Here is a 17,695-nt window from a genome sequence, read left to right as displayed (position 1 = left end):
GCGTAAGCGGCTACCGGACAGGCCCAGCGGCGGCCCATCGTAGGGCCATGCCCCGGTACCGCCCCGAACGGCCCGGGCTGATCCGAATCACACGAGGGAGACACAGGGTGAAGACCATCAATGTGGTGGCGGCGGCCATCGCGGCGGCGAGCGTGCTGACGCTCAGCGCCTGCGGCTCGTCCGACGACGGCATCGCAGCCGCGCCGGAAACAACGGAAATCATCACCAGTGGCGCGGCGATGGCAGTCAACGCGCCGGGGAACGCCGCCACCGACGACGCCGAGGAAGCGGCTCTCGACGGCGACGAAATCAATTCCGCGATCGGGCCGAAGTCGTTCCCGGCCAAGGTCGCCATCAATGGGCGAAAGAAGATCGGCCAGGACGCGAACGCGCCCGGCCACAAATACGACGCCTATAAGGCGGGCCAGATGGTCCCGATCAAGTGCCAGGCGAAGCACGGCAGCGAGGTCTGGGACTACACGACCGACGGCTGGTGGGTGCCGGACAAGTACGTCAAGACCGGCACCGACGGCTTCGCCCCGGGTGTGGCGCGCTGCGCCGGAAGCGGTGGCGGCGGCGGGGGTGGCGGCTCGGCCGCGGCGGACCCACGGGCCAAGGAAGCCATCGCGTTCGCCCGCGCCCGCCTCGGCGCCACCGATTGGAACATGCAGTGCGAACTGTTCGTCGAGCGCTCGGTCGGCACCTCCGGCAAGCAGTACTCCGCGATGACGCACTACGAGTGGCAGAAGGCGCGCGGACGCATCCACACCGGCTCCGTCCCGCCGCCCGGCTCGGTGGTGTTCTTCCGCAGCAACACCAAGTGGGGCCACGTGATGCTCTCGATCGGCGACAACAAGGCGATCAGCACCGGGCCGAAGGTCTACCAGGACAACCACTTCCGCAACCGCTCCGACTACCTCGGCTGGGCCTACATGCCCGCCGACTGGTGACACAGGGACCATGACGATGCGAACCAACACCAAGATCCTGGCCATGGCGATGATCGCCTGCCTGAGCCTGACCGCCTGCGGCTCGGCCGACCCGACGCCGACGCCCTCCCCCGTCGCCGCCGACGGCGAGTTCACCGACGCCGACTTCGAGATCGACCCGGCGATCAAGCCCAAGGGCTTCCCGGCGAAGGTCGACATCAACGGCCGCAAGAAGAAGGGTCAGGACGCCAACGCGCCCGGTCACAAGTACAACGCCTACAAGGCGGGACAGCTGGTCCCGGTCAAGTGCCAGTCCAGCGCCGCGGGCGAGATCTGGGACTACACCACCGACGGCTGGTGGGTGCCGGACAAGTACGTCAAGACCGGCACCGACGGCTGGGCGCCCGGCGTCCCGCGCTGCGGTGACGAGGCGTCGGGCGGCGGCGCCAAGAAGGTCCACGGGCGCAACAACGGCCCGGCGGGCCCGACCACCGGCACCCGCGCGGAGAAGATCAAGCGTGTCATCGACGCCGCGAAGTCCCAGACCGGCAAGGGTTACCTGTACTCCTGGGGCGCGGGCGGCAAGGGCGGCCCGTCCTACGGCGTCGAACACCGCCAGCGCGAGGGCGGCGACGACTACTACCGCTACGGCTACGACTGCTCCGGCTTCACGCTGTACGCCTTCTGGAAGGGCGCGGGCATCGACATCGGGCCCGCCACCACCCAGCAGTACGCCGCGGGCAAGAAGGTGCCGCTCAACCAGCTCGAGCCGGGCGACCTGATCTTCTGGGGCAGCGGCGACAACCCCGGAAGCACCACCCATGTCGCGATGTTCGTCGGCAACGGCAAGCTCATCGAGGCCTCCTGGCCGCGCGACGCGAGCAGCGTGCGGATCAAGGACCTCTACGGCCAGTCCAGCTGGACCGCACACGCGATTCGCGTGATCTAGCCGCCCCGGGGACGTCGGCGGCTCGCGGAGACCGTATCCCCCCAGAGCGGTCGTGACCGCCGACCCTCAAGGCCCTGCACGGCGCCCACGCCCGCAGGGCCTTTTGGCTGTCACGGGACGCTCGCACACGTGTCGTCAACGGCCTTTTGGCGTATCGGACTGGTCCAGATTGGTCGGAACGGACGTATCCCAAGTGGATCGACGAGTTCTACACTCGGACTGTCGTGCCAATCCTCCACCAACAGTTCTTGCTTGTCGTGTGCACTTTTCCCTTATCCCCGAAGGGTTTCCCGTGCAAACATCAGCTGAATTGGGACCGAACGAACCAGATCGGATCAGCCGCCGGACGTTCGTGATCGGCGCGGCGGGCCTCGCGGCCGTCGCGGCGGTCGGACCGGGCGCCGGACTCGCCGCGGCGACCGCCGAAGTCGACATCTGCGCGGGCGTGGCGGTCGTCGGCGACAGCCCACAAGTTCTGTGCCGACAGAACTCCCGGTGGGTGCTCATCGGCGACGACGGTGTCGCCAAGGCCACTACCGGACTCGCTGGCGCGCTCGTGCTCGACGTCGCCACCGACGCGCGCGGCGCTTTGGCCGCGGGCTCGATCGACGGTGAGGCCGCGCTGTGGTCGTCCGCCGACGGCCTTTCCTGGCGCGAAGTGCTGCGTCTGCACGGGAGGCGGTCGGTGTTCACCGCCATAGCCTCGAACCCGAGCGAGGCGATGGCGCTGGGCTCTGACCTCTCCGGCGAGGACGTCCCGCAGGGCACCATCGCCGCACGCAGGCTCGGCGTGAACTGGAGCCTCGGTGCGGTCACCGGTCTGGCGGCGACCGCCTACGTCACCACCCTCGCGGTGAGGCGGGGCGGCTGGCTCGCAGGCGCGATCGGATCGCAGGAAACCGTGCTCCACGTGTCGTCGAACGGCACCACGTGGTCCGAACTCGCCGCGGGCAGGCTCGACGACGCCGCAGTGCAGGGCGTCCTCGACGACGACGGCTCGGTCCGCTGGGTCGGCAACGCGATCGGCGGTTCCGCCGCCCTCGCGGGCACCGTCGGCGCGGGCCGCGGCCCCGCCGGAGTCCCCGACCGGTCCCACGCGGTCGGCCTGGTCCGAACCCACCGGGGCCGCGTCTCGTACTGGCTGCTCGACGGCAGGCTCCAAACGGCGGAGGTCCGATGATCACCTTCCAGCGAATCGACGGCACACCGGTCTACTACTGGCGTTCCAGCCGCGGCAACACGACGCTGCGGAACTGGCAGTGCACCCAGGCGTTCTACGACAAACTCGTGCTCTGGGTGCGGGACCTGCGGTCCTTATCGTCGGCCTACGGGAGCGTCACGTATCTGGTGTCGGCCGGGTTCTACGTCAACAAGCCGGGCCAGCACGGCGCGGGCACAGCGATGGACCTCGACTACGTCCGGTGGAGCGGCGGGCAGGTCAGCAGCCCACTCGACCAACACCACGCCTCCAGCACCGCGTCGCTACGCAAGCGCTACCTGGCGGTGGACGCGGTGTGCCGCAGACGTTTCCGGTACGCGCTGGACGGTTGGTACAACTCCGCCCACGCCGACCACATCCACTCCGACTTCGGCGGCCTGCCGGTGCTGTGCGTCAAGAGCTCGGAGAGCGACACCAAGTTCGTCCAGGCGATGTGCAACAACTTCCGCGGGTCGGGGTTGGCCGTGGACGGGATTTGGGGCACGAACACCCAGAACGCCTTCAACGGCGCGAAATCGGCGCTGGGGATCACCGGTGATCCCCATTCGAGCTCGGCGGCGTGGCAGTCGATGCTGTCCAAGATCGCCACCAAGGGTTTCGCGAACCAGACGTTCTGATGGCTGGTCGACCGGCCCCTTCGTGGGCCGGTCGACCGGATCAGAGCAGCTGACCGCGATCCCGCCATGCCAGTCGAAGCAGCGTCAACGCGCTGGCGGACAGGCGTGGTTCGAGCCGGTCGATGGCGTCGGCGGTGAAGGGGATGTCCCTTCGTCCGCCGGCGCCGACGATGTGGCCTTCGTCGTTGGTCTGCACGAGTTTGGCGAAGAGGTCGTCGAACACGTCGCCATCGACGACGGCCACGGTGAGCTGTGCCGCACCGAGTTCGAGCGGTTCCGTGACCAAGCCGTAGTGCCACAACCTGAAGCTGCCTTGGGCCCGTGCCTGGCCGAACGAGCGGAAGGGCTCCTCGGCGGCATAGTCGATGGGACCGCTCGCGCCGCCGTCATGTTCCGGATCGCCGAGGAACTCCTCCGAGTACTCGCGCATGATGTTGCGCCACAACGAGAAGTCGTTGCGCAAGTCCACAGGTGAGACCGAGGATGGCTGAAACTCGCCCGCGGGCATCACGTGACAGAGCCCACCACCGTCGGCGACTTTCCCGCCATCACGTTCGTGCAGCACGAACCGGTGATCGCCGCGCAGGTCCTTGCGGATGGTCAAGGTGCTGATGCCCGGCGACAGCACCAGGCGAGTCGGGTCGAACGGATCGCCGATCTGCGAACGCAACGGCAACGCGTCCCATGCGGGAATGGACCGGTCGGATGCCAACCAGGCCGCCTTGAACTCGTGTGCCACTGGTTGTTTGACGTCGAAGACCTCGAAGAACGTGGTCGTGCCGAAGGTCAGGGCCAGATGCTCGCCTGCCGAAACGTCGATCAGGCGATAACTCAGACGGTTCTCCAACAAGCGCGGCCGGACCAAGTCCCGAACGGCTCGGGCGTAGCTCGAGTAACGCTTGCCATGGGCGGCCAACGGCAGCACGTGATCCATCGGCGCGGGACGAGGGCGCGTCGGGACCTCGTCGGAGAAAACCAGGCGCACCGAGTCCAGTTCCACGGGCCGATCGAGGAGCCAGCCTGGGCCCACCAGGACATGCCCGCCAGGAGCACGCTGGTCGGCCGGGTAGAGCCATGCCGCCAACTCGCTCAGTTCGCGCCCCCGAACGCCCGGCGCCTGCCTTGTCCGCAGCCAGTTCAGCTGATCTCCGCGGACATCCTCCTCGAGAGGGCCCGCGTCCCTCGGGCCATCGGCGCGAAGCAGCCCACCGAGTTCGTCGATGGAAACACCGAGGACCGCGGCCAACCGCAACCGCATCGGCGGCTGCGGGAGTTGCGCACCCCGCTCCCAGCGCCCGACGGTGGACAACTCCACGCCGAGGCGCTCGGCAAGGGCTTCTTGGGTCAAGCCCAACGCCTCTCGCCGAGCGGCCAGCCGAGCCCGCCGAACCGCCACCGACCTCACCCCCATCCAAGGACAACCCACGGTAGCGGCAAGGCATCTCGCCACGTCAGAGGCGCGACGGCGCCCTATCGACGCCTCTGATCCGCCCGCCCTGCGCTCTGGCAAGTCCGCCGCATTGATCGTTTAGTGGACCTCGTCCGGTAGGAGATGGAGGTGGCTTCGTGCGGCGGTCCGAGTGGGAGTGGCAGCAATCCGGCCACACCATGCACGCCGCCTTGATCCGCGACAGCCGCTACCGCTTCTGCCCAAGCGACGAGATCCACTGCGTATGCGGCGCCGACCTCATCCTCACCCGCGAGGACTTTCCACGCGTTCCGGAGGGCAACAGCACCTGCGGAGAGTGCCTCCAACTGCTCGCATCACCGAACAATCAGGTGAAGGGTCGACGGTGAACACCCGCGCCGGAAGGGGGGACGAAGTGGCGGTTTCGGATCTTGGATCTGATGTCACTCGCGTCCTCGGAATGATCGCCGAAGCACGTCGGGCCCTCCTCGACGCTGTCGCTGAGCTGGCAGAGGCACGGAGTGGGTGGGCGGCGGCTCTAGTGGGAACACAGGTTCCGGAGATGAGTCGCCTCGCTGAGACCGCGGACCACGCCTCAGCCGAGTCGGCGCGTGTGGTCGCCACGCTCGATCTGGCCAACCAACTGCTCCACCGGTATCTCGACGAGATCGGGTACTCGGTCGGCTCGACACCTTCGGCCCATTCCGCACCGCCAGATATGGCGAGGGTCGACGTCGCCAAACGGCGTGTCGGTCAGCGCCCGGACGGCTCACAGGCTCGTGGTGAGTGGGTCCGATCCGACGGTTGGTCCGCCCGCTTGGTCAGCGGGCCGAATGACACCTATTTCGAAGCGGCGAAGGAGTTTGCCAAAACCCTGCCGGCACGGGATCGCGCGGCTCAGCGTCTCGCCACTCATGTGGAGATCAAGGTCGCCGTGGCGATGCGGCGCGAGGGTCTGAGCGATGAGACAGTCGTGGTGGATCGACAGGTCTGCGGCACTCGCGAGTACGACGCCCACCAGCGAGTCACCTGCGACAAGTACCTGTCGACCTTTCTCCCACCCGGCGCCTGTTTGCGAGTGGTGCAGGCCGACGGAACAATCAAGATCTACCGAGGGAAGGCAGGCTGATGACCCTTAACGCCTCGATAGCGATCGTTGACGGCGGCGTCCCGGGTGGAAAGAGCCTGCCGATCGCATCGCCTGAGGACATCACGGGCCTTGTCGACCTGCTACGCGGACCCGGGAGTTTCACCGCGACAATCGAGGCGGACAACGCTGTCCTCGACGCCCATATCGAACACGGCTTCGGTTACCTGCTGTACTCAGGCGACGAGGCCTTCGCATACAGCCAGGGCGACCCGGATTCACCCGCGGTCATCGAGTCCGAAGTCGGTTTCCCACAGGGTGCGGGGGTTCCGTTGGAAACGTTCGCGGCAGCCCTGGCCGAGTTCCTCGCCGACAGCGACACGCCCCCGCCGAGCGTCGCCTGGCAGGACGCCTGACCATGACCGCACCACTGACAACCGGCGATTTCTCCTGGGCTGACAGGCTCCGGAGCAGGCCGTCGCCGGTTCACGGCGGAGTTGCGTCACGTGTCGCAGGCAGGCCATGGGCAGCGGGCATCACTCGAACAAACGATCCACGAGTGGCGGGCCACTGCGGCCCTTTCATGCCGACGTCGACCTGGTAAGGCTTCTCAGTCGGCCGATCGACAGTGACGATCTCAGGACCGACCTCGGCCACACCTGATCAGCGGCCCACCAGGACCTCGGCCATCGGCGGCCGGTCGGCCACCAGCACGTCGATCGTGTCCGGCAGCCACTCCCCGCCCACCTGCACGAACTGGGTCAGCTCACCCGATCCGGCCTCGATCCCGCACCGGCTCAATGCCGTGCCCAAGATCTGCCGGGACATCACCCCAAGCTGCAGCAGCGACCGGTTCCGGTGCTTGCGCACACCCAGGTTGACCTGCGCCAACCCGTCCAGCCCATACCGCGAGTGGGCATCGAGCAGCAGCCCGATCTCCACTCCGTACCCGGCCGCGAACGGGACTGATTCCAGGAATTCCCGGGTGGCCGCGTACTCGCCGCCGAGGGGCTGGATCACCCCGGACAGCTCTGGGCGCAGGGCGGAGAGCACGGGACGGGCCAGGAGTTCGGTGACACGGCCGCCGCCGGTGCCCGCCTCCTCGCTCTCCATCCGAAGGGGGCGGCGGTAGAAGCCCTTGACCAGGTGCACCCCGGACGCCGTCAGCAGCGGGCCGAGCAGGGACGGGACGAAGGCCGGGTCGGGCTCGATTAGGTCCGTGTCGAGGAAGACCAGCAGGTCACCGGTGGTGGCGGCCAACGACCGCCACAGGACTTCGCCCTTGCCAGGCCACGGCTCGACGTCCGGCAGGACGTCGGCGCGGTGGGCCACCCGGGCGCCGGCGGCGGTGGCGACCGCCGCGGTGTGGTCGACCGAGCCGGAGTCGAGGACGACGAGTTCGTCGACAAGACTGCCCAGCAACGGCCGGACGGACTCGACGACCTGGCCGACCGTGCCCTCCTCGTCCAGGGCCGGGAGAACCACGCTGACGGTGCGGGTTCCCTTGGCGCACACCAGTTGCGAGATCGTCCACTCCGGACTCTGCCAGGTGTGGTCCAGCATCCCGCTCACGCGAGCGCCCGAACCGCGCGCGCGGGCGGTCTTGTCCCGGCGATGCTCGCCACCATGTCCACCACCTGCCTGGTCTGCCGCACCTCGTGCGCGCGGAAGACCCGCGCGCCCGTCCACGCGGACACGGCCGTCGCGGCGAGTGTGCCATCCACCCGCTCACGCAGGCCAACACCGAGAGTCTCGCCGATGAAGTCCTTGTTCGACAGGGCCATGAGCACCGGCCACCCCGTGCCGACCAGCTCGTCGAGCCTGCGCAGCAGCTCAAGGCCATGCCAGGTGTTCTTCCCGAAGTCGTGTGTCGGGTCGATGAGGACCCCTTCGCGGGGGACTCCGAGTGTGACCATCCGCTCGGCCCGCTCGACCAGCTCGGCGACGACCTGGGCCACCACGTCGGTGTAGCGGACCCGGTGGGGGTCGGTGCGCGGCTGGGCTCCCCCGGTGTGGGAGCAGACGATGCCGACGCCGAACTCCGCGGCCACCTCGGCCAGCAGCGGATCGGCGCCTGCCCAGGTGTCGTTGATCAGGTCCGCGCCCGCTTCGCACACCGCGCGGCCGACCTCGTGGCGCCAGGTGTCGACGCTGATGACAAGTTCCGGGTGCCGCTCGCGAACGGCCGTGACGAACGGCACAACCCGCCGGGCCTCCTCCGCCGCGTCGACCGGTTCACCGTGGGACCCGGCTCGGACGCCACCGATGTCGACGATGTCGGCGCCGTCGGCCACCGCCCGGTCGACAGCGGCCAACGCGGGCTCGTCGTCGAATGTCGCGCCCTGGTCGTAAAAGGAGTCCCTGGTGCGGTTGACGATGGCCATCACCAGCGCCCGGTCCTGAGGGACCGCGCGCCTGCCGAACCGGAGCTGATTCACGGCTACCGATCGTGCCATGGACCGCGGGTCGCCGGGCGTCGGCGTGGTTACAGTAGAGACCGACCAAGGAGGCCCCCTCGTGTTCTATCGCGCGCTGCGTGTCGTGCTTTCCTCCCTCGCCCGGTTGTTTCTGCGGCCGGTGGTGGAGGGAGCGGACCGCGTGCCCGCCGAGGGACCGGTCATCCTGGCCATCAACCACTTGGCCGTCATCGACAGCTTCGTGGTCCCGATGATGGTCAGCCGCAAGGTCGCCTTCCTGGCCAAGTCGGAGTACTTCGAGGGCAAGTCCATCAAGGGTCGCCTGGTCGGGACCCTGTTCCGGGCCCTGGGCGCCGTCCCGGTGCAGCGCGACAACAGCCGCGCCGCGCTGGCCTCGCTCGACGACGCGGGCGCGATCCTCGACGCGGGCGGCGCGTTCGCCATCCACCCCGAGGGCACCCGCTCACTCGACGGCAGGCTGCACCGCGGCCGCACCGGGGTCGCCCAACTCGCCCTCGAGCACAACGCCGTGGTGGTCCCGGTGGCCCTGATCGGCACCGACAAGGTGCAGCCCAAGGGCAAGAAGCTGCCCCGGCCGCACCGCATCACCGTGCGCTTCGGCACACCCCTGAACTTCAGCCGCTACGACGGCCTCGGCAACTCCCTGCCCATCCGCCGCGCCGTGACCGACGAGATCATGTACGCGATCATGGAGCTGTCGGGCCAGGAGTACGTCGACTCGTACCACAAGCGCCCCAACGCCGCGTAGGAGTAGGGCCTGCCCCACCACCGATTGGGCGGCGCGCCGCAGTGAGAACCGCCCTTCGGAAGATCAAAGTTGGCTGGACGGACCAGGACCAGGGACGACGATCCGCTACGCCGAGTACGGGGTGCCGCACATCAAGGCCCGCGACCTGCGCGGCGCGGGGGTTCGGCCAGGGGTACGCCCAGGCCCGTGACCACCTGTGCGCCATCGGCGAGGGCACGGTCTCACTCGCCGGGCAGCGCTCACGCTGGTTCGGGCCGGAAGGCAAGCCGTCGGGCACAGTGGGACGCCCGGCGCGGGTGTGCCGACGTCGGCGCCCGGGCTCCAACAGTCCCAGCTGCCTGCACGTCGTCGCACTGGCCGGCGACGGGTGCCGCAGGCGAAGACCGTGATGGCGTACTCGCAGTCATCCGATCCGCTGTCGCCGCACCACAACGACCAGACGGAGTTGTCCTCCCGCAAGGAATGGGTGACCGAACGGTTCTGCGACGTCGACCGGCACACCGTGAGCGTGCCGCGGCTGCGCTGACCGTCGACACGGCTGGGCCGGTGGACCGGCTCAGCCCGCGCAGACGTCCAGCGCCTCCTCGGCGGTGCGCACGACGACGAGCGCGTCGAGCGCGACCTGGGAGGCGAAGCCGCGCGACCGCAGCTCCCTGGCCCACTTGATCAGGCCCTCGTAGTGGTCGTCCGGGTCGAGCAGGACCACCGGCTTCTCGTGCATCCCGAGGTAGCGCGAAGTCCACACTCGAACAGCTCCTCGCACGTGCCCAGCCCACCTGGCAGGGCGAGGAAGGCGTCGGACCGGTCGTCCATGACGGCCTTGCGCTCACGCATGGTGTCGACCACGACCAACTCGTCGGCCTCCGGATCGGCCCGCTCCAGGGCGACCAGGCCGCTGGGGATCACCCCGAGGGTGCGGGCGCCGCCGCGCCGGGCCGACCGGGCCACCGCGCCCATCATCGCCGCCGACGAGCCGCCCCAGACGAGGTTCCAGCCGCGCGCGGCCAAGCCCGCGCCTACCTCATCGGCGAGGTCGAGGTAGCCGCGCGGGACGGAATCGTGTGATCCACAGTAGACACAGAGGTTCAATGCGTGTCACTCCACGCCTGGTACGCCTCCTCGACCACCCGGATGGCGTCGTCGATGTCGTCGGTGACGTGCAGCAGCGCCAGATCCTTCTCACCGATCTTGCCGTGCTTCATGACCGAGTCCTGCAGCCACTGGTAGAGCCCGCCCCAGTACTCCGTGCCGAACAGGACGACCGGGAACTTGGTGACCTTCTTCGTCTGCACCAGCGTCAGCGCCTCGAACAGCTCATCGAGCGTGCCGAAGCCGCCGGGCAGGCAGATGAAGGCCTGCGAGTACTTGATGAACATCGTCTTGCGGGCGAAGAAGTAGCGGAAGTTGACGCCGAGGTCGACCCACGGGTTGAGGCCCTGCTCGAACGGCAGCTCGATGCCCAGGCCGATCGACTGGCCACCAGCCTCCGAGCAGCCCCGGTTGACCGCCTCCATCGCCCCCGGGCCGCCACCGGTGATGGCCGCGAAACCCGCGTTCGCCAGCGCCGCGCCGATGTCGCGGCCGAGCTTGTACTCGGGGTGGTCGCGCAGGGTGCGGGCCGAGCCGAAGACAGTGACCGCGCGCGGCACCTCGGCCAGCGCGCCGAAACCCTCGACGAACTCCGCCTGGATGCGCAGCACCCGCCATGGGTCGGTGTGGACCCACGCGCTGGGACCGCGCGAGTCGAGCAGCCGCTGGTCGGTGGTGGTCGCCTCATCGCTCTGCCCGCGGCGCAGCGTGACCGGGCCGCGCTGCCGCTCCCTCGGGTGCTCGTCGTCGGCGGGGATCTGATGTGCGTCAAGAGTCACGTCATCGAGTCTAGGGTGATCCGCGGTCACCCGAAGGAGGAGCCGGTGACAGACGCCGGCTACGTCGACACCCTGCTCAAGTCCTCGCGTTCCCGGGTGGAGGAACTTGAGGAGAAGGCCAAGCGGGAACGGGCGGACATCGACCGCCGCGTGGCGGTCACCGCGCTGGCGGCGTCGACTCGCGGCCGGAGTCCTGCTGGTACCGGCCATGATCTGGTGCAGTGCATCGCTGCCGGGGAAGGGGTCTTCCTGGTCGGCCGCCGCTTGATCGCCTTGCTGTGCGCGGTCGCGCTGACGCTCGTCAACGGTGCTCGGATCAGCGCTAGCCGGTGACCAGCTTGCGTAGGACGTCGGCGCAGCGGGTGATCTGTTCAACCGGGACGTTCTCCTGCTGCATGTGGGCCAGCAGGGGGTCGCCGGGGCCGAAGTTGACCGCGGGGATGTCCAGGGCGGCGAACCGTGCGACATCGGTCCAGCCGAGTTTGCCCACTGGGTCTCCGCCGGCCGCCGCCATCAGGTCGCGGGCAGCCGGGGCCGTGAGGCCCGGCAGGGCGCCCGCCGCGCTGTCGACCACCTCGACGTCGAACCCTGCGAACACCTCGCGGAGGTGGGTCTCGGCCTGGGCGGGGGTGCGGTCGGGGGCGAAGCGGAAGTTGATCCGCAGCAGGGCTGCGTCGGGGACGACGTTGCCGGAGACGCCGCCACCGATGTGCACGGCCTGCAGGCCCTCGCGGTAGGTGCACCCATCGATCTCGACCGTCCTGGTCTCGTACCCGGCCAGGACGTTCAGCGCCGCGCCCAGGGCGTGGATGGCGTTGGCGCCCATCCAGGCTCGGGCGGTGTGCGCGCGGGTGCCGCTGGTCCGGATCTCGATGCGCATCGTGCCCTGGCAGCCCGCCTCGACGATGGCGTTGGACGGCTCGCACACGATGGCGAGGTCGCCGGTCATCCAGTCGGGCAGTTCCCGCTCGACCCGGCCGAGACCGTTGCGGGCGGCCTCGATCTCCTCGCACTCGTAGAACAGGAACGTCAGGTCGTGTGTGGGGTCGGTGACCGTCGCGGCGAGGTGGAGCATGACCGCGTCGCCGCCCTTCATGTCGACCGTGCCCAGGCCGTGCAGGAAGCCATCTTCCCGACGTGACGGCAGGTTGGCGTTGACGGGGACCGTGTCGAGGTGGCCTGCGAAGACGACCCGCGACGGCTTGCCCAGGGTGGTGCGGGCGAGCACGTTGTTGCCCAGCCGCACGATCTCCAGGTGCGGGGCCTGCACGCGCAACGCGCGCTCGACGGCGTCGGCGATGGCCTGCTCGTCGCCCGAGACGCTCGGGATGTCGACGAGGGCGGCGGTCAGGTCGATGGGGTCTGCGGTGAGATCCAGCTCAACGGTCACGGTCGGCAACGCTACCTGGCGCCCGATTGACTAACGTGGTGCCTGTGAGTAGCGCAGAGGCAGCAGAGACCAAGGGTGCGCACGGCTTCGGTCTTGCGACCGTCACCACCGACGGAACGGTGCTCGACACCTGGTTCCCGCACCCGAAGCTCGGGGCGACCCAGCCCGCGGGCACGCGGCGGCTCACCGCGGAAGAGGCGGCCGAGGAACTCGGCGCGGGCGTCACCGCCCTGCTGGGCCCGGACGCGGCCCGCGGGGTCGAGGTCGTCGCGGTCAGCACCGTGATCGACGACCTGGAGCGCCCGCCCGCCGACGCCCACGACGCCTACCTGCGCCTGCACCTGGTCTCGGCCCGCCTGGTCCGGCCGCACGGGCAGAACCTCGACGGCATCTTCGGCATCCTCGCCAACGTCGTGTGGACCAACCACGGCCCGTGCCCGGTGGAGGGCTTCGAGAGCACCCGCCTGCGACTGCGCGCGCGCGGCCAGGTCACCGTCTTCGGTGTGGACAAGTTCCCGCGGATGGTCGACTACGTCATGCCGACCGGCGTGCGCATCGCCGAGGCCGACCGGGTCCGCCTGGGCGCGCACCTGGCCACCGGCACCACCGTCATGCATGAGGGCTTCGTCAACTTCAACGCGGGCACGCTGGGCGCGTCGATGGTCGAGGGCCGGATCTCCGCGGGCGTCGTGGTCGGCGACGGCTCCGATGTCGGCGGCGGCGCGTCGATCATGGGCACGCTCTCGGGCGGCGGCAAGGAGACCATCAGCATCGGCGAGCGCTGCCTGCTGGGCGCCAACGCGGGCGTCGGCATCTCCCTCGGCGACGACTGCGTGGTCGAGGCAGGCCTCTACGTCACGGCGGGCACCAAGGTCACGCTGCCCAACGGCAAGCTGGTCAAGGCCCGCGAGCTGTCCGGCGAGTCGGGCCTGCTGTTCCGCCGCAACTCGACGAACGGCGCGGTCGAGGTCGTCAACCGCTCGGGCACGGGTGTCGAGTTGAACGCGGCACTGCACGCGAACGACTGACTACTGTGGCGGGATGACTGCGATGACCGAGCCGCCGCAGAGTTCCCTTGACCTCGGGCTGCCCGAGGAACCGCTCAGCGCGGGGCACAAGGACCCGGCGGCGGCGCACATCCGCGCCCGGCTCGACGAGCAGGCGCGTGAGCTGCTCGCGCACACCGAGGGCGCCCGGGTCGGGACCGACCCGGAACACGTCCACGCCCTGCGAGTGGCCGTCCGGCGGGCCCGGGCGGCCCTGAAGGCCGACCACGGCACGGTGCCGGACTCGGACACGCTGCAGGACGAGCTGAAGTGGCTCGGCGGCTCCCTGGGGGCGGTCCGCGACTTCGACGTCCAACTCGACCACCTGCGCTCCCAGGCCGCGGGCTTCGACTCCGACGAGCAGGCGGCCGTCGAGTCGCTGCTCGCGGGCCTGGTCAAAGACCGCGCGGCGGCCCGCAAGCGGATGCTGGCGACCCTGCGGAGCAAGCGCTTCCAGTCGGCGCTCCAGGCGCTGGCCACGGCGGCGATGTCGGCGCCGCTGCCCGGGGCCGAGGTCGAGAAGGAGACGGCCCTGATCGAGGTGATCAGGAAGCCGCACAGGAAGCTGATGAAGGCAGCGGGCTCGATCGGCGTAGACCCGGTCGACGACGACCTGCATTCCCTGCGAATCCAGGGCAAACGCCTCCGCTACGCCGCCGAGATGGCCGCGGTGACGGAGAAGAAGCGAGTGCGCTCCCTGGTCGCGGCGACCAAGGAGTTCCAGGACCTGCTGGGCGACCACCAGGACGCCGTGATCGCCGAGGAAACCATCCGCCGCCTGGTCGGCGAGCACACCGACCCGCGGGTGATCTTCGTGGCGGGCCGTCTCGTCGAGCGTGAGCGCACCCGCAAGGCCGACCGCCGCTCCCGCTGGCGTGAGGCACTGGACAAGGTCGACGAGATGGCCAAGGCCGCACTCGGCTGATTCCTCCAAGCCCATCGGGTGGCTACAGTCGCCGTAGCCGTACCTGCCCACCCACCCTCCGTCACCCCAAGGGGTCCGTGGCGGCACCCGACCACGGCTTCCAGCAGACCGCACGTATCTCACGCCACGCGTCCAACGCCCTTGATTTCGGGGAGGCGGCTCAGTCGGGCGTCCGAGGACAGGAGGTCCCTTGTGGCCGAGGCACCCGACGACCGACAGCGCCGAGCGCGGATCGTGCAGGTGCTGCAGGACGCGTTCGCCGACCTGATGGCGGCCGACCCGGTCGCGTTCCGGCACAAGTTCCGCAAGATGGCCGCGGCGCCGTTCGCGTTCTACCGGGGCACCGCGTGCCTGTTCTACGCCGACATGGTCGACGAACCCGACGAGTGGTCCGACGAGCGCACCAGCCGGGTCTGGATCCAGGGCGACCTGCACGCGGAGAACTTCGGCACGTACATGGACGACTCGGGCACGCTGGTGTTCGACGTCAACGACTTCGACGAGGCCTACCTGGGCTGCTTCACCTGGGACGTGCGCCGGTTCGCCGCGAGCCTGGCCCTGATGGGCTGGACGAAGGCCCTGTCGGACGACACGATCACCAAGCTCATCCGCACGTACACCGACGCCTATGTCGCCCAGGTCCGCACCTTCGCCGACAAACCGGGCGACGAGATGTTCAGCCTCCACCTCGACAGCACCGAGGGCGTCCTGCACGACGTCCTGCTGCGGGCCCGGCTGTCGACCCGGGTGGAACTGCTCGACCGGCTGACCACCATCGAGGACTTCGACCGGCGATTCCGAATCGGCCCCGGCACCCGGGAACTCGACGACAGCGAACGAGCCAAGGTGGAACGGTCCTTCGGCGCCTACCTCGACACCATCCCGACCGGCAAGCGGGCGGGCAGCAGCATCACCTACCGCGTCAAGGACGTGGTGGGCCGCAGCGGCTTCGGCATCGGCTCGGCGGGCCTCCCGGCGTACAACGTGCTGGTGGAGGGCCGCTCCCAGGCCTTGGAGAACGACGTCGTGCTGTCGATGAAGCAGGCCAACGTGGCAGCACCCAGCCGAATAGTGCACGACGAGCGAATCCGTGGGTACTTCCGCCACCACGGCCACCGCACGGCGGTCTCCCAGCGCGCCTTGCAGGCGCACGCCGACCCGTGGCTGGGCCACACCGAGATCGACGGAACCGGTTTTGTGGTCGCCGAACTGTCCCCCTACACCTCGGACCTGGACTGGTCGGAGCTGACCGAACCCACCGACATGCTCCCCGTTCTGACCTACCTGGGCCGTGCCACAGCGAAGATGCACTGCGTTTCGGACGAGGACTCCGAGCAGACCCTGGTGGAATTCCAAAGCGAAGAGGCAATAGCGTCAGCGATCGGCGACCGCACGGACGACTTCACTGAGTCCATCACCGAATTCGCCATGCGCTACGCCGAACAAACCCGCCAAGACCACCGCTCGTTCGTGGACGCGTTCCGGGGCGGAGAAATCCGCGGCGTCCAGGCGACAGCCGACTGAACCAGCCGTTCCCGCGGGTGCGGCCAGGGCCGCGCGGGCGCGCATAGCTCCTGCCATGATCCGCAGGACACGCCCTAAGCCCCTGAGGTCGCTGGGATCAGCCGAGCGGCAGCGGCCTCGATGCGTTCGTCCGTGGCGGTCAGGGCTATGCGGACGTGGTCGGCGCCCGTCGGACCGTAGAACGTGCCGGGAGCGGCGAGAATCCCGCGCTCAGCCAGCCAGGACACCGTGTCCCAAGCGGATTCACCGCGGGTGGACCACAGGTACAGCCCGGCTTCGGAGTGCGAGACGGTAAAGCCTGCCGCCTCGAGAGCGGGCAGGAGAACCTCGCGCCGTCGTCCAAACCGAGCCTTCTGCTCAGCCACATGCGTGTCGTCCGACAACGCGGCCACCATCGCATGTTGAACCGGCAGCGGAACGATCATGCCCGCGTGCTTGCGCGCCTCCAGCAGCCCGGCCACCAGAGCCGGATCACCGGTCACGAACCCGGCCCGGTACCCCGCCAGACTCGAGGACTTCGACAGCGAGTGCACCGCCAACAGTCCGGTCACATCACCGCCGCAGACGTCCGGATGCAGCACCGACAACGGCTCGGCGGTCCACCCCAGTGCCAGATAACACTCGTCCGAAACGACGATCGTCGCGCGCTCGCGCGCCCAGTCGACGACCTTGCGCAGGTGCTCGACCGGAAGCACCCGCCCGGTGGGGTTGGACGGCGAGTTCAGCCAGACCAGGGCGGGCGCGGCGGGACCGAGGGCGACGAGACCGTCCGACCGGACGATCTCGGCACCGGCCAGGAGCGCGCCGACCTCATACGTCGGATAAGCCAGTTCCGGGATGACGACCGTGCGCCCCCGGGCGCCGAGCAGCGTCGGCAGCCACGCGACCAGCTCTTTCGAGCCGATCGTGGGCAGCACGGCGGCCGGGTCGAGCCCGGTGACGCCGTGTCGGCGAGCCAGAGCGGCCACTGCTGCGTCTCGCAGGGCCGGTATGCCGTGGGTCGTCGGGTAGCCAGGAACTTCGGCGACCGAGCTGAGCGCCGCCTGGATCAGCGGGGCGACCGGGTCGACCGGGGTTCCGACGGACAGGTCGACCACGCCGCCCGGGTGCGCGCGAGCGCGGGCGGCGTGGTCGGCCAGGGAGTCCCAGGGGAAGTCCGGCAGCTCCGGAAAGGCGGGGTTCACTCGCCCTGCGGGGGGAGGTCCTTGATCCACTGCGGGTCAGCGCTGACCTTGCCGGTCTTGGACGCGCCGCCAGGCGAGCCCAGGTCGTCGAAGAAGTCGACGTTGGCCTTGGTGTAGGCCGACCACTGGTCGGGCACGTCGTCCTCGTAGTAGATGGCCTCGACGGGGCAGACCGGTTCGCACGCGCCGCAGTCCACGCACTCGTCGGGGTGGATGTAGAGCATCCGGTCGCCCTCGTAGATGCAGTCGACGGGGCATTCCTCGATACATGCCTTGTCGAAGACGTCGACGCAGGGTTCGGCGATCACGTAGGTCACTGCGGTCTCCTGCTCCTTCATGGTGTTCAGCACGCATCGGGAACTG

The 17,695-nt window shown here is 69.2% G+C and carries 20 protein-coding genes and 2 pseudogenes; 13 read left to right on the top strand and 9 right to left on the bottom strand.

Annotated features, from left to right (window positions below; all coding sequences use genetic code 11):
- Positions 1 to 107: 107 nt before the first annotated feature.
- From GPZ80_RS33910 to GPZ80_RS30905, 4 genes are all read left to right on the top strand, one after another.
- Complete coding sequence (locus tag GPZ80_RS33910) at positions 108 to 950, top strand: C40 family peptidase (RefSeq protein ID WP_187224639.1); 843 nt, start codon at positions 108 to 110, stop codon at positions 948 to 950.
- Between the two features lie 10 nt (positions 951 to 960).
- Positions 961 to 1,878, top strand: coding sequence for a C40 family peptidase (locus GPZ80_RS30915; protein ID WP_187224638.1), 918 nt, complete (start codon positions 961 to 963; stop codon positions 1,876 to 1,878).
- Positions 1,879 to 2,188: 310 nt separating this feature from the next.
- On the top strand, positions 2,189 to 3,058 hold the full coding sequence (locus tag GPZ80_RS30910) for a hypothetical protein (RefSeq protein ID WP_187224637.1): 870 nt from the start codon (positions 2,189 to 2,191) through the stop codon (positions 3,056 to 3,058).
- Positions 3,055 to 3,714, top strand: coding sequence for an extensin family protein (locus GPZ80_RS30905; protein WP_187224636.1), 660 nt, complete (start codon positions 3,055 to 3,057; stop codon positions 3,712 to 3,714). Before GPZ80_RS30910 ends, GPZ80_RS30905 begins: the two co-directional genes overlap by 4 nt.
- Before the next feature lie 40 nt (positions 3,715 to 3,754).
- Here the strand turns inward: GPZ80_RS30905 and GPZ80_RS30900 are convergent, their stop codons facing one another.
- Both GPZ80_RS30900 and GPZ80_RS33150 read right to left on the bottom strand, forming a co-directional pair.
- Positions 3,755 to 4,714, bottom strand: a complete 960-nt coding sequence (locus GPZ80_RS30900) for a hypothetical protein (RefSeq protein WP_246477657.1) — start codon at positions 4,712 to 4,714, stop codon at positions 3,755 to 3,757.
- Between the two features lie 222 nt (positions 4,715 to 4,936).
- Positions 4,937 to 5,125: pseudogene (locus GPZ80_RS33150) on the bottom strand (helix-turn-helix transcriptional regulator); the annotation flags it as partial.
- A 155-nt stretch (positions 5,126 to 5,280) separates the two neighbouring features.
- On the opposite strand from GPZ80_RS33150, the gene GPZ80_RS30895 reads away from it, so the two are divergent.
- From GPZ80_RS30895 to GPZ80_RS30885, 3 genes are all read left to right on the top strand, one after another.
- Positions 5,281 to 5,511 carry a hypothetical protein gene (locus GPZ80_RS30895; protein WP_187224634.1) on the top strand — a complete coding sequence of 77 codons (231 nt, stop codon included), beginning with the start codon at positions 5,281 to 5,283 and terminating at the stop codon, positions 5,509 to 5,511.
- Positions 5,512 to 5,735: 224 nt separating this feature from the next.
- Positions 5,736 to 6,251, top strand: a complete 516-nt coding sequence (locus GPZ80_RS30890; protein WP_187224633.1) for a DddA-like double-stranded DNA deaminase toxin — start codon at positions 5,736 to 5,738, stop codon at positions 6,249 to 6,251.
- Complete coding sequence (locus tag GPZ80_RS30885) at positions 6,251 to 6,625, top strand: Imm1 family immunity protein (RefSeq protein ID WP_187224632.1); 375 nt, start codon at positions 6,251 to 6,253, stop codon at positions 6,623 to 6,625. Before GPZ80_RS30890 ends, GPZ80_RS30885 begins: the two co-directional genes overlap by 1 nt.
- A gap of 247 nt (positions 6,626 to 6,872) precedes the next feature.
- Here the strand turns inward: GPZ80_RS30885 and GPZ80_RS30880 are convergent, their stop codons facing one another.
- A complete protein-coding gene (locus GPZ80_RS30880; protein WP_187224645.1) occupies positions 6,873 to 7,772 on the bottom strand; it encodes a glucosyl-3-phosphoglycerate synthase in 900 nt (299 codons plus the stop codon).
- A gap of 5 nt (positions 7,773 to 7,777) precedes the next feature.
- Positions 7,778 to 8,647, bottom strand: a complete 870-nt coding sequence (folP, locus tag GPZ80_RS30875) for a dihydropteroate synthase (protein WP_312880670.1) — start codon at positions 8,645 to 8,647, stop codon at positions 7,778 to 7,780.
- Between the two features lie 79 nt (positions 8,648 to 8,726).
- On the opposite strand from folP, the gene GPZ80_RS30870 reads away from it, so the two are divergent.
- Complete coding sequence (locus tag GPZ80_RS30870) at positions 8,727 to 9,395, top strand: lysophospholipid acyltransferase family protein (protein WP_312880669.1); 669 nt, start codon at positions 8,727 to 8,729, stop codon at positions 9,393 to 9,395.
- A gap of 367 nt (positions 9,396 to 9,762) precedes the next feature.
- Positions 9,763 to 9,921, top strand: a complete 159-nt coding sequence (locus tag GPZ80_RS34175; protein ID WP_376771796.1) for a penicillin acylase family protein — start codon at positions 9,763 to 9,765, stop codon at positions 9,919 to 9,921.
- A 30-nt stretch (positions 9,922 to 9,951) separates the two neighbouring features.
- On the opposite strand, the pseudogene GPZ80_RS30860 reads toward GPZ80_RS34175, so the two are convergent.
- Both GPZ80_RS30860 and GPZ80_RS30855 read right to left on the bottom strand, forming a co-directional pair.
- Positions 9,952 to 10,484: pseudogene (locus tag GPZ80_RS30860) on the bottom strand (LOG family protein).
- The gene (locus tag GPZ80_RS30855; RefSeq protein ID WP_312880668.1) at positions 10,481 to 11,263 is read right to left on the bottom strand and encodes an LOG family protein; all 783 of its coding nucleotides are present in this window, start codon (positions 11,261 to 11,263) and stop codon (positions 10,481 to 10,483) included. The pseudogene GPZ80_RS30860 and the gene GPZ80_RS30855 overlap by 4 nt, the downstream one beginning before the upstream one ends.
- 45 nt (positions 11,264 to 11,308) lie before the next feature.
- Here GPZ80_RS30855 and GPZ80_RS30850 point away from each other — a divergent pair, with 45 nt between their 5' ends.
- Entirely contained in the window at positions 11,309 to 11,596 is a 288-nt protein-coding gene (locus GPZ80_RS30850; RefSeq protein WP_187224628.1) for a hypothetical protein, read from the top strand.
- Here the strand turns inward: GPZ80_RS30850 and dapE are convergent.
- A complete protein-coding gene (gene dapE / locus GPZ80_RS30845) occupies positions 11,586 to 12,653 on the bottom strand; it encodes a succinyl-diaminopimelate desuccinylase (RefSeq protein WP_187224627.1) in 1,068 nt (355 codons plus the stop codon). The two genes, GPZ80_RS30850 and dapE, sit on opposite strands and share 11 nt — an antisense overlap.
- 44 nt (positions 12,654 to 12,697) lie before the next feature.
- On the opposite strand from dapE, the gene dapD reads away from it, so the two are divergent.
- The 3 genes from dapD (at position 12,698) to GPZ80_RS30830 (ending at position 16,148) form a co-directional block, all read left to right on the top strand.
- Positions 12,698 to 13,681 carry a 2,3,4,5-tetrahydropyridine-2,6-dicarboxylate N-succinyltransferase gene (dapD, locus tag GPZ80_RS30840; RefSeq protein WP_187224626.1) on the top strand — a complete coding sequence of 328 codons (984 nt, stop codon included), beginning with the start codon at positions 12,698 to 12,700 and terminating at the stop codon, positions 13,679 to 13,681.
- A 13-nt stretch (positions 13,682 to 13,694) separates the two neighbouring features.
- Complete coding sequence (locus tag GPZ80_RS30835; protein WP_187224625.1) at positions 13,695 to 14,624, top strand: CHAD domain-containing protein; 930 nt, start codon at positions 13,695 to 13,697, stop codon at positions 14,622 to 14,624.
- Between the two features lie 267 nt (positions 14,625 to 14,891).
- Positions 14,892 to 16,148, top strand: coding sequence for a DUF2252 domain-containing protein (locus GPZ80_RS30830; RefSeq protein WP_187224643.1), 1,257 nt, complete (start codon positions 14,892 to 14,894; stop codon positions 16,146 to 16,148).
- 74 nt (positions 16,149 to 16,222) lie between these two features.
- On the opposite strand, the gene dapC is transcribed toward GPZ80_RS30830, so the two are convergent.
- A complete protein-coding gene (gene dapC, locus GPZ80_RS30825) occupies positions 16,223 to 17,332 on the bottom strand; it encodes a succinyldiaminopimelate transaminase (protein ID WP_187224624.1) in 1,110 nt (369 codons plus the stop codon).
- Positions 17,329 to 17,649, bottom strand: a complete 321-nt coding sequence (gene fdxA, locus GPZ80_RS30820) for a ferredoxin (RefSeq protein ID WP_187224623.1) — start codon at positions 17,647 to 17,649, stop codon at positions 17,329 to 17,331. The genes dapC and fdxA overlap by 4 nt, the downstream gene beginning before the upstream one ends.
- Positions 17,650 to 17,695 lie beyond the last annotated feature (46 nt).

The sequence above is a fragment of the Actinokineospora xionganensis genome, assembly GCF_014323725.1.
Lineage (GTDB): Bacteria > Actinomycetota > Actinomycetes > Mycobacteriales > Pseudonocardiaceae > Actinokineospora > Actinokineospora xionganensis.
Note: the sequence above shows the minus strand (reverse complement) of the source record. Positions and strands in the feature narration are given on the sequence as shown.